The sequence below is a fragment of the Corallococcus sp. AB030 genome, from assembly GCF_003668965.1.
Taxonomy (GTDB): domain Bacteria; phylum Myxococcota; class Myxococcia; order Myxococcales; family Myxococcaceae; genus Corallococcus; species Corallococcus exiguus.
This window is the reverse complement of sequence record NZ_RAWQ01000001.1, coordinates 156,160-167,530: the sequence shown is the minus strand read 5'-3', so window position 1 is coordinate 167,530 and position 11,371 is coordinate 156,160. Positions and strand designations below refer to the sequence as shown.

The window sequence follows — 11,371 nt, the reverse complement described above, 5'->3', positions numbered from 1 at the left end:
GGATGGGCCAGGGGATCCCTCACGTGTGAGGCCATGGCGCGCAAGAGGCGGCCCGGCTCCGAGAGCACGTCCCAGCTGTTCCAGCGCTCCACGCGGCCCAGATAGATGCCATAGCCACACAGGCCGGAGGTGATGGCGACGAAGGCCCATGCCGCCGTGCGGCCCCAGCGCTCTTCCAGCCACCGCTTCCAGATGTCCAGGGACAGCAGGCCCAGCAGCCACCCGGTGGCGGCGAACAGGGCCAGGAGCGCGGCGTCGAACCAGAGCGGGACCACGGGCCGCTGACGCAGGTGGATGAAGTCGGTGACGAGGTAGGGCGCGTTGGGAAACAGCGCGAGCCAGCCAAGCGCCAGCGGGGCCAGGAGCCACGGACGGCCCAGGCCTCGCACCATCAGCCCCCGTGCGATGAGGGCCAGGGTGTACGGCGCCCAGGCCAGGAACAGGTTCCACGACAGGAAGGCGAAGCTGGCGCGCTCGCTCCAGTCGAGCCGCAGGGCCAGCAGGTCCACCGCGAGGATGCTGCACAGGATCGCGGGCAGCAGTCCGTGACGGCTCGGGATGGAGGCGAAGGGGGAGTGCGGTCGGGACATGGTGGCGTGTGGCGCCACAGCCGCGCACCGTGTCGGAATGGCCACGGTGCAACGGCTCCGGGAAGGGCGTGGACCCGGAGCGCCGTCATGGGAGCCCTCGGGTCTGCCCTTCAGCAATGCGCGGGCCAGCTGCCCCGCCCCGTGCTCAACAGTCCAGGTCGTACGTCTTGACGTCATCGTTCGGCGCGACGACCTTGACGGTGTTGGAGCCGTCGAACGTCGCGGTGAACGTCCCTTCGCTCGTATCCACCTGCACCATCCCCGCCGTGGGGCACTGGTGGTCGCAGCGCTGGTAGCCGGACACGGTCGTCGTCGAGCTGAGGCCGCCCTTCGTGGCCTGCGACGTACTGTCCACGGTGATGCACCCGCTGCCCGCCACCCAGGTGACCGTGCTCGTGGACGTTCGCGAATCGAAGCGATTCGGCGAGAAGCTGTTGGAGGTGACGGTCACCTTGCGCTGGTCGCCTTGCGGCGGGGACCCGGCGATCTGCAGCGAGAGGTTGTACGGCTCCCCATTGATGGTGAGGTCGGTGGAGTTGGCCGTGGCGGCGAGCTGCCCCTGGTTGTCGGCGAGCACCACCTCCACGCTGCCGGAGATCTGCGTGAGCGAGATCGCCGCCTGGCAGTTGTTGAACGTGTAGTTCACCGTCGCGCCCGTCGCGGTCGCGGTGGCGCAGCCGGAGGGAGTGAAGGCGGTGGAGGCATTCGCCGCGAGCTGGGTGGCCGCCGTGGCCGGGTCGACAGCCATGGCCTGCACCTTGCCGATGGCGTAGTACCAATAGCTGTAGACAGGGTCGACCCATGCATAGGACCAGGCCGCGTCATACGCTCCGTAGTACGGATCGTAGTAGGCGTCGTCGTAGTAGTACGGGTCGTAGGTGCTGGTGCAGGCCATGCCCGCGCCCAGCGACAGGAACAACAGCGCCGCTTTCATCTGTTTCATCCACCGCCCCCTTGAGTGGTTTTTCCGAACGGGCCCAAGGTGGGTCCCGGTGGTGGGCGGGAGTACTGACCCGCGGAACAGCCCGACTGCGGGATGTTGGTCCGCGGGCTCACCTGTCAGTCCGGGCTCCGGAGCGCACTTCCCGCCTTGCGCAGGACGTTGAAGAGCCTTTCGCGGTCCAGTCGCGCTCGGTCGAAAGCCTTTGGCACGAAGAGCTTCTTGAGTGATGCGTCCGTGGCGTCGAAGTCCCCCGCGGCGAAGTGATGCCTTGCCTTCACCTGGGCCTGCACGTCGTGGTCATCCGCGATGACCGCCTCGGCCTTCAGCACGCCGCCGACCCGGAGCGTCGCGTCGTTGCCGTGCCCCCAGACGACCTGCGCCTCCAGGTCCTGGCCCACGACCAGCTCCCCATCCGTGTCCACGCCGCTGGCGCGCAGCGAGCCGCCCACCACGAGCAGGCCTTCAGGCCCTGCGTTGCTCAGCACGCCCTCCACCGTGAGGTTCCCTGTCACCAGCAAGGGACCGTTCACATGCACGTCCCCCTTCACCACCAGGTCCCCTCGAACGAAGCGTGGGAGCTTGGAGGGGGAGGGCGCCTTCGCTTCGGCAGGGAGCACTTCCCGGGCGAGCACCACCAGGGCCATGGCCGTCCAGGGAGGCAGGCCTTGCACCGCCGCCGCGAGCGCGTCCCACGACGTGGCGCCTTCCAGCGCGAGCCGACTCAGGACCTGCTCGACGGAGTCCACATCCTTGTCCTCGTAGTACCAGGCCTTGAGCAACGCCTTCCGCTCGCGGGCCAGCGCGTCCAGCATCGGCTGCACGTCCAGCGCGCCCTTCTTCCCCGAGGGCGCCCTGGCACCCATGAGCTGGGCGAGGTGCGCGTTGCCGTGCTCCAGCGCCTCCTGCACGGGCGTCTGTCCCGCCGAGTTCTTGCCATTCACATCCGCCCCGGCCTGGAGCAGGACCTCGATGACGGGCCCCCGCTCCTTGACGCGCGCGTGCTGGTGCAGCGGCGTCCAGCCCTTGCCCGCGTTGGGGTTGGCGCCCGCGTCGATGAGCGCTTGCGCCACGTCCGCCCGCCGCGCGTTGAAGAGTGCCGTGCGCCCCGCGTTGTCGAGCGCGTCCACGGGAACGCCGCCCTTCGCCAGCAGGGCGATGCAGGCCGTGCAGCCGTGTTCCGCCGCCGCGTGGAGGGGCGTGGCCTTCGCTGAATCGGTCGTGTCGGCGGGAGCCCCCAGCCGCAGGAGCTCCTTCACCAGCGATGCGTCCTCCACCCGCGCGGCCAGGTGGAGAACGCCGCCCTGGGTCTTGTCCCGGGCCTCCAGGTCGGCCCCCAGCGCAATCAGGGCCAGCACCCGGCCCGTGCGCCATTCCCCTTCGAAGCCAGGGCCGAAGAAGGGGGCCGCGTCGAGCCCCGCCGCCTGCAGGAGTCCGTTGTCCAGGGCCTTGGCCTTCTTGGCTGGGGGACGCGCCGCGGGCTTCTGCTTCCGGAGCCATGCGTGGAAGCCTTCGTCGGAGAAGGCACCTTCCAGGCCCTGGAAGGGGAACGGATCCTCGTTGCCCTCGTCGTCGCGGGCGCGCGGGTCGGGCGCAGCCTCCACCTGGGCGAGCAGCTTCCGGTAGCCCTGCTCCGGAGGGCCCCGCCGCAGCGCGTGCCACGCTTCCAGCCCTCGACGCGCGCGGGCGTGGTCCGCGAGGTCGCGCAGGCCTTCGGCCTCCACCAGCGCGGCCTCCGCCTGCTGCATCTGCGCGTCCGTCGGCTTGCGGCGCAACACGTCGTCGGCCCACTGGCTCAGCGCCAGCGCGCGCGCCTTCTGCCCGGTCGACAGCTTTCCGCCGGGCTTCGTCCCTCGGGTCAACTCAAGGACGCGGTCACGAACGCGCCAGTGCTCGGCCTTCACCTCGCGCTCCCAGCGGTGGGGCTCCACGCGACGAGTCGGATCCAGGGCCCAGTTGAGCGAGTGCAGCGCCAGCAGGTGCTCCGGATCCGCCTCCACGATTTCGCGCAGGAGTAGGATGGCCGGGTCCAACTGGGGCGGCATCTCATCCAGCAACGCGTCCGCCTTCTTCATCAGCGCGGCGGTGTCGGGCTTCTTGGGCATGGCAAGGGACCTTGCCAGGAGGCGCCTTGTGTTGCCCGGGCAAACAGCGGCGTCACACGACAAGGCCCCGGATGCTCACAGGCAATCCGGGGCCTTCGTTCTTCAGCCGCGACGTGTGGCTACTTCACCGTCACGCGCCAGGTGCGGCTCTCCGTGGTGCCACCCCGGCCGTCCTCGGCGAGGACCTTCCAGAAGTAGTCCCGGCCGCCCTCCAGCTTCACCGTCCTGGACTGCTCGGGCACGCCCTTCGTGCAGGCCGCGTAGGTGAAGCGGGTGTTCACACTCCAGACGCAGTGCCGGTAGACGACGGCGTCCCCGTCCTTGTCGTACGCGTCCTTCCACTCGAAGGTCACGCTCGACGAGGTGATGGCGTTCTCCTTCGGAGTCACCAGCTCCAGCGTCACTGGTGCGAGGTTGCGGCCCAGCTTCTCCGTCGTGACGAACGTCTTGGCGAAGACCGGATCGCCGGTCGCGGCCACGTCCTGCGCGCAGTCGCGCAGACGCTCCTTCGAGACGCCCTTGCACAGCGCCTCCGCCTGCTCCAGCGGAATGGCCTTCAGCGGCTCCACCACCGGGATGCCGGGCGGCGCCTTCTCGATGCGGCAGCTGTCCGCCTTGTACCCGGGCCATTCGCGCAGCGTGTACGACTCGGGGGAGTAGCCGGAGGCATAGTCGAAGAGGGACGTGTCCTTCGTCACCCGCCAGGACTCGCCGAACTTCTCGTACAGGCCGACGTAGCGGTCCCCCAGGTCCGAGGGACGCGCCCCCAGCTGTGAGCCGTCCGGCAGCACGGGCAGCCAGTTGCCCGGGGCGATGGGGCCCAGCAGGCCCTCCCTGGCGCGCGCCTGCCGCACGTCGATGTTCATGTACCAGAGGCCGTAGTGCGCCCACCAATCCGTGGTGACGGTGATGCGCGTGCCGCCCGCGGATTCAATGCGGATGCCGCCGGTCGTCCCAGTGGACGTGATGCGTCCTCCGGCGGGGAGCAGCAGCTCCTTGTCCAGAGACACCGGCTTGCCGTCGACGCGCAGCACCAGCAGCTCCGGCTTCTCCGCGTTCATCTGGTAGCTGACGCGATGCGGGCCGACGCGCACCGCCACCGCCGTCGTGATGCTCGCGCAGGCCGTCAGGCCGGTGTGCGGATCCGGCCCCACGGGCTGCTCGGTCTGCACGGGCGTGTGGCGCGCCTGGAGCTCCAGCCCCGGGTCGCGCAGGAGCACGTACTCACCGGCGCCCTGGAAGTCGTAGCGCACGCCGTCCATCGTCGTCAGGTGCGGGTCGCCCCAGAGGGAGGGATTGCCGCCGATGATCCACCGCCTGATGGTTTCGACGTCCGTCTGGCTCAGCGGCGGTCCGCCACACGGCATCATCCCGTTCGGGCAGTCCTCGGACGTGCGGGTGATGCGGTCGAACAACGGCCCCGTCTGGCTGGTGGCCATGGGCGCGGCAATGGCATACGACGCCGTGAGCGGATTCACGCCGGGGGCGCTCTGGTCCTCGGCCAGGTTCAGGTAGGTGCCGAAGTTCTTGTACGGCGGGTAGTCCAGGCCGCCGTGGCACTCGATGCAGGCCTTGTTGAAGATGCGCTGCACGTCCGTGTACGTCGGGTAGTCGCCCACGGGCGGCAGCGAGGCCAGCGTCGTGTTCACCGCTGGAATCAGGCTGGCGCAGGAGAAGGGCGCCGCCAGACCGGGGATGGGGTCCGCCATCAGGTTGGCCTCCAGCCCCGTCTGGAGCGCGCCGGTGTACGTGCTGAACACGTCGGCGAAGCCATAGGCGCGCGAGCGTCCGCGCACGCCCAGGGACCACTTGTCCACCGACACGCCGAGCGGCTCCAGGAAGTACCGGTACAGGGCCATCAGGTTCGTGTTGGGGCTGTAGTTCTCCCGGTCCACGAGGATGCCGCCCATGACCGTCGAGTCCGGGGCCGGGTTGTCGATGGGCCGGCGGAACACCTCCTGCCTCAGCCGGGTCAGCGACACGTCCGTCGACGCGCTGGTCGCGGCGCCGTACTGCGGAATGAGGCCGTTCACCGTCGTCCCGGTCATCAGATAGGGGTCGCCCGCGCGGCTCAGGTTGAGCTTCTCGATGTCGGCCTTGCGGCGCGGGATGCTCTGCGTGCGCGCCAGGGTGTCGTCGCGCAGGGCGTTGATGCCCATGCCGTTGCGCGACGTGAAGAAGGGCAGGTTCACCGCCAGACCCGAGGGGCTGCTCTGAACCGTATTCAGCGAGCTGTTGATGGTGAGGCAGCCCTTGGTGATGGCCAGGGCCACCGGACGCGGATCGACGAACACGCTGCCAGTCGCCCAGCGGTGGCTGGCGAGCTCGTCCGCGATGCGCCGCTGATTGAGGCTGCCATCGAAGCCGCCCAGCAGGTCGAACAGCTGGACGCCGCGCCCCTCGTCCCCGGAGATGAGCGAGTCATGGAACAGCGTGACGGACGGGCCGCCCCGGGTGACGGAGGTGAGCGCGCCCGAGCCAGGCTGGGCGTTGAAGGCATACGCCGTCGCGATGGTGGCGGTCCCCGAAGGAACGGGCTCCGTCGTCACCGGGGGCGTCAGGTCGAAGCTGAAGCGCGGCGTCCCGTCGTTGGGGCCGCCCCGGTAGCGCGTGATGAGGTGGGGGCTCCCCGCCGGCAGCCGTCCGGGCGGTTGCAGCCGGAGCTGTTCGATGAGCCGGCGGACCTCGGGCTGCGTCCGCCACGTCCAGGGGTTGAAGAGCTTGCGGAACGCGGCGGTGTCCACCGAGCCCTGGTAGAGGCGATCCCGGTTGAAGGGGAGCATCCCGCCCCAGCTGTCGTAGGGGTCCCAGTTGGGCTTGTTCTTCGTCTTGATGACGCCCACCGGGAAGCCAGTCGTGCCGGGGATGCCCGTGAGGTTCAGCACGTTCCGCGTCGAATGGCAGGCCGCGCACTTCCCATCATCCTTCTCGATGTGGCGCGAGCGCGGAGGGATGGAGCCCATCTGGGGGATGGTCGTGAGGATGATTTCGTGGAAGCGGAAGTTCTTCGTCGCCTCGTCCCACTGCATGTATTCGATGACGTCCGGATGCGAGCCTGGATAGGACGCATGCGGCGCGGGCCCGATGGAGAAGACGGACCGGGCGGTCTGGCTGGAGAGCAGCAGGCGCGGGTGCTCCGCGGTGCCCGTCTGGAGGCTCTCTGACCGCGCCATCAGGATGGGGCTGGCCCTGTACTCAGCCGGCAGCGCGCTGATGAAGCGGGCCACGGTGTTCGTGGCCGCATTGGCGGGATTGTTGAGATACGCCTCGATCTCCTCGGGCGTGATGGCGCTCGTGTTGACGACGGGGATGGGATTGACGGTGCCCGCCGCGAGCCGGAAGACAGGCTTCACGGACCGCGCCACGCCCATGGTCAGGGTGCAGCTGGGCGTCGTCCCCGTGCAGTCCGGCGTGGACGACAGGTCCGCGTCCAGGTCGACGTTCCAGCCCTGGAATGAAGAACCCGCTGACGGCGTGGCGGTGAGGGTCACGGACGCGCTGGCGCTATAGGTTTCATCGCAGTCGCTGCCGACGATGTTGGTGCAGTTGATGCCAGTGCCCGTGACGGTGCCGGAGCCAAGCCCCAGGGGCATGACCCGGAGGGCCGCGGCTTCGGCGGTCGCCGTGCACAGCGACGCCGCGAGAACCAGTGTGCCCAGTGCGGGGCGGAGATGGGGAAGGCGGAACGAAGCAATGAGTCCGTTGCGTCTCATGCGTGGACCTCCGTGGGAGTGCCCGGAAGCGCTGCAAGGAAATGGCCGCGTTCAACCGCGCGGAATCACACCCCGGCCTCCACATCTCCCGTGGCCGGGGAGGCTACGAAGCCCGCATGGATGTTGCTTCACTGGCAACGCCTGCCTCGGGGGCTCGTGTGCGCTCCCAGTGAGAACTCATCAAGAGTCCTCAGCTGATCAACGACCTCATCGCCAGCGCCGCGCCGCGCTGAGTTCGGTTCCCGGGAGGGACGGCGGTGCTCAGGGCGTCCAGCGAGCCCGGCGCACCACCCATGAGCTGCCGCCGCGCCCGTCCCGCACCACGGCCCAGAACGTCACCTCCTGGGCCGCCGCGCCTTCCGCTGGCTCCCACTCCACGCGGTGGCGTCCCTGCTGGCCACCGAAGTCCGCGCCGCCCGTCTCCGACAGGTTGAACTCGCCCAGCGTGGTGTACCAGGCGATCTCCCACGCCTCCTTGAGGTTCACGGCCTGCAGGCGCAGGCCCGGGACGATGTAGTTCTCCTCGCGGTCCGACACGTCCTCGGACGTCATCACGAAGGGCCCGGGGCCGCTCAGCTCCAGCGGCTCACCTTCCGGCCAGGCCGCATCGTCCACCCGCAGGCCCGGAAGCACGGGCTGCTCGTTGGCCTTCATGCCCTCCACCACCGGGCACCAGAAGACCATCAGCTTCTGCGCGTAGATCTCCTCGTCGCCCGCCGACACCCTCAGGACGAGCGGCATGCGGATGCCTCCCAGCCCCTTGTAGGCGTCCTCCGCCAGCACGCGCTCCAGCAGGAGTTTGTCCTGAGAGACGCGGGCCGCGCCGGGACGGATGGGGAGCGTCAGCTCGCCCGCGGTCGTGGTGCCCTCCGCGAGCAGGGCGCGGTCCGCCTCCGTCGCGCACGTGCGGTCGTCCTGATCCGCGCAGGCCCACAGCTGGTACTGGATGGGGCGTCCCGCGCCGACGGGGTCCACCACCAGCGCGCGGTACGTCACCTCCTCCGCCAACTCGTCGAAGGCCTCCGGCGTCTGTTCGCAGGTGGAGGCGATCAGCTCGGGCCGTTCCGTGGACACGCCGAGCACGCGGAGGTCGTGCACGCTCGACGGCTTGTCCTCGGGTTCGACGCACGCGAGAGCGGTCAGCGCCAGCAGCAGCAGGCTTCCGGTGTTGAGCAGGGCCTTCATGTCAGAAGCTTCCTTTCACGCCCACCACGGGGAGGATGGGGATGCCGGGTACCTCGTACTCCCGGCGCTGCCGGTAGTCGTTGAAGGTGAACTCGACGTTCTCCGCGTTGTAGAGGTTCTGCACGTCCAGGTAGACCCCCAGCGTCCAGCTTTGGAATTGCCAGCTCTTGTCCAGCCGCATGTCGAGCTGGTGGAACCCGGACGTGCGCGCCGAGGCGTAGGGGCCGTACGTGCCGTTGAAGCGGTTTCGGTCCACCTGGTACTGGTCGAACGTGTGGTTGAGCGGCGTCGTCGGGCGGCCGGTGGTGTAGCGGAAGCGCCCGCCCAGCTCCCAGCCGTTGCCCAGCACGTAGGTGCTCACCAGCGTGAGGATGTGCGTCTGGTCGAAGGGGCTGAGGCCATACGTCTCGTCGCCGCTGCCACCGAAGCCCCCGCCGAAGTCTCTACCATTCCCTTCGGGGGCGCGGCCCGTGCGCCCGTCGAGTGACTGGCTGAAGGTGTACGACAGCCATCCGGACCACTTGTCCGTCGCGGACGCGCGCTGCTTCTTCACCATCACCTCCAGGCCCAGGGCGCGGCCGATGCCCTGGTTGGAGTACGGCAGCTGGACCACGCCTCCACCCGGGAGCGAGAGGATGTCGCCGGGCGCCGCGATGTTGTCGAAGCGGCGGTTGAAGAAGCCCGTGACGTCCACGTTGAGCACGTCGGTCAGCCGGTGATCCACGCCCAGGCTGCTCTGGAACGCGCGCTGGTAGGCCAGGTCCGGGTTGCCGTACGGCAGGGAGATGAAGCGGAACGTCTCCGCCGGCTGGCTGTAGAGGCCGAGCGAGCCCTTGAGCTGGGTGCGCTCGGTGGCCGCGAAGCTGACCCACAGCCGGGGATCCAACGCCACGTTCCGCGCGTCGCCCGCGCGCTGGAAGTTGCCGCGCACGCCGGGGGTGAAGGTGAACTTCCCCACCTTCAGGTCCGCCTCCACGAAGAGCGCGCCGTCGAAGGAGCCCAGGCCAATCTTCTCCACCAGCAGCTCGCCCACGGACTCGGCGCCGGGGAAGGCCACGTACTCGAAGTTCTCCGGGGCGGGGAACTCCACGTCGAAGGACTGGTGCTCGTAGACGAGGTCCAGGCCGGTGCGCACGGTGAGGCTGGAGGACAGCTCCAGGCCCAGCACCTCGCGCGCGCCCACCGTGTAGCCCACGCCGTCCTGCTTCGCGGCGCCGAACTTGAAGCTGGTGCCGTCGTAGCCCACGTACGGCGTGAAGACGGACGTGAGCGGTCCCTTGCGGTACGTCCAGTCACCCTTGATGCGGTGGAAGAGGGTGTGCGTGTCCACCGTCAGGTCGCGCTCCGTCTCCGGACCTCCGGTCACCAGGCGGAGCTGGTCGTCACTGCCGAAGGCCATGACGTAGCCGGTGCTGCGCGCGCTGCCCGCCAGGGCCTGGGCTTCCTCCTCCGAACGGGCGTCCCGCTTCGCGCCGAAGTCCACGCGCAGCTGGTAGTCCCAGTATTTGGGGACCACGGACAGGGTGCTGCCCTCGCTCTTGGGGAGGACGGCGGGGAGGATGGTGTCGATGTACGAGCGGCGCGCGGCGGCGGCCACGCTGATGCCGTCCGTCACGGGGGCTTCCAGGAAGAAGCCCGCGTCCAGCAGGTCCACCTTCACCGAGCCATGGAACGTGTCGGCGGCGCCCTTGCGCGTGCCGACCTCCACGATGCCGCCCACCGCGCGGCCGTACTGGCTGCCGTATCCGCCCGGGAAGAAGTCGAGCTGGTCGATGAACTCCGCGTTCACTACCGAGGGCCCGCCGAGCAGGTGGAAGAGGAGGGGGATGCCGACCCCGTCCATCATCGTCGCCGTCTGGCCGGGGTTGGAGCCGCGCACCAGCAGCTGGCCGGAGATGAAGGGCGCACGCGCCACGCCCGGCAGGGTCTGGATGACGCGGATGGGGTCGCCGAAGGTGCCCGGCGTCCGCTGCGCCTCCTGGCGCGTGATGGTCCGGCGCACGACCTCCTTCTTCGGCCGGTCGGAGCGCACGACGGTCTCCAGCGCGCCGCCGGTGGGGGCGAGGAAGAAGTTCACCTCCGTCGTCTCGTCCTCCTGGAGCTGCTCCTTCGTCTGGTAGAGCTGGTAGCCGGACGCCACCACGCGCACCGCGCACTCACCAGGGGGCACGTCGAGGCTGAAGCGGCCGTCCGCGTCGGAGAGGGCCTCGGGCGCCTCCGGGTCGTCACCGCAGCGCACCGTGGCGCCGGCCACGCGCGAGCGGCTGCCGCGCGAAATCAGCTGGCCCTTGAGCGTGGCCTTCCGCGCCACCGGGGCCTGGTCGGTTCCAGGGGCCTCCTCCGGAGGGGCGTTGAGGGTGAAGTGGTAGATGTATTCCACCTGCACCGGCGCGGGCACACCGTCCACCTCCGCGGGCGAGAAGCGGAACTGGCGCACCGCCGCGATGGCCGCCTCGTCGAAGCCATGGCCCGCGGGCTCCGTGGGCAACACCTCCGACACGGAGCCATCCGCGGCGATGGTGATGATGAGGCGCACGGAGGCGGTGACCCCCTCCGAGAGCGCTTCGGGAGGGTAGGTGGCCTCCACCTGCTGCAGCAGCTCCGGAGGCTTGGTGATGACGGGCTGGGCCTGCGCGGGCGGGGCCGCTTCCGCGGGCGGCGCGCCGGCCTGCGGTGCCTGTGCCAGCGCCGGGGGCGTCAGCAGGAGCGAGGCCGCGGCGAGCGCGCTTCGGGCGTTCAGGGACGGGGACATGGGGCGCGGAGCATACGGGATGAGGCCCCGGGTTCCGCATGCCTGAAGCAGTCACGGGACTGAATGTCACCGGCCCGTGCGCGCCG

The 11,371-nt window shown here is 69.6% G+C and carries 6 protein-coding genes; all 6 read right to left on the bottom strand.

Going from position 1 to position 11,371, the window contains the following annotated elements; translation table 11 throughout:
• Positions 1-590: DUF1361 domain-containing protein (locus D7Y15_RS00675; RefSeq protein ID WP_120578757.1), on the bottom strand; the 590-nt coding region annotated here is incomplete at its 3' end.
• Positions 591-735: 145 nt separating this feature from the next.
• The gene (locus D7Y15_RS00670) at positions 736-1,533 is read right to left on the bottom strand and encodes a hypothetical protein (protein ID WP_126934189.1); all 798 of its coding nucleotides are present in this window, start codon (positions 1,531-1,533) and stop codon (positions 736-738) included.
• 116 nt (positions 1,534-1,649) lie between these two features.
• On the bottom strand, positions 1,650-3,635 hold the full coding sequence (locus D7Y15_RS00665; protein WP_120578754.1) for an ankyrin repeat domain-containing protein: 1,986 nt from the start codon (positions 3,633-3,635) through the stop codon (positions 1,650-1,652).
• 119 nt (positions 3,636-3,754) lie between these two features.
• Entirely contained in the window at positions 3,755-7,348 is a 3,594-nt protein-coding gene (locus D7Y15_RS00660; protein WP_121751373.1) for a VWD domain-containing protein, read from the bottom strand.
• Between the two features lie 261 nt (positions 7,349-7,609).
• On the bottom strand, positions 7,610-8,533 hold the full coding sequence (locus D7Y15_RS00655) for a hypothetical protein (RefSeq protein ID WP_120578752.1): 924 nt from the start codon (positions 8,531-8,533) through the stop codon (positions 7,610-7,612).
• Position 8,534: 1 nt separating this feature from the next.
• Positions 8,535-11,285: a TonB family protein gene (locus D7Y15_RS00650; protein WP_121751372.1), complete on the bottom strand. Its 2,751-nt coding sequence runs from the start codon at positions 11,283-11,285 to the stop codon at positions 8,535-8,537.
• Between the last annotated feature and the right edge of the window lie 86 nt (positions 11,286-11,371).

What these genes read in the sequence shown, in the direction of transcription:
- D7Y15_RS00660 (WP_121751373.1), bottom strand. Translation starts at nt 7,348, where the DNA reads ATGAGACGCAACGGACTCATTGCTTCGTTCCGCCTTCCCCATCTCCGC.
- D7Y15_RS00655 (WP_120578752.1), bottom strand. Translation starts at nt 8,533, where the DNA reads ATGAAGGCCCTGCTCAACACCGGAAGCCTGCTGCTGCTGGCGCTGACC.
- D7Y15_RS00670 (WP_126934189.1), bottom strand. Translation starts at nt 1,533, where the DNA reads ATGAAACAGATGAAAGCGGCGCTGTTGTTCCTGTCGCTGGGCGCGGGC.
- D7Y15_RS00665 (WP_120578754.1), bottom strand. Translation starts at nt 3,635, where the DNA reads ATGCCCAAGAAGCCCGACACCGCCGCGCTGATGAAGAAGGCGGACGCG.
- D7Y15_RS00650 (WP_121751372.1), bottom strand. Translation starts at nt 11,285, where the DNA reads ATGTCCCCGTCCCTGAACGCCCGAAGCGCGCTCGCCGCGGCCTCGCTC.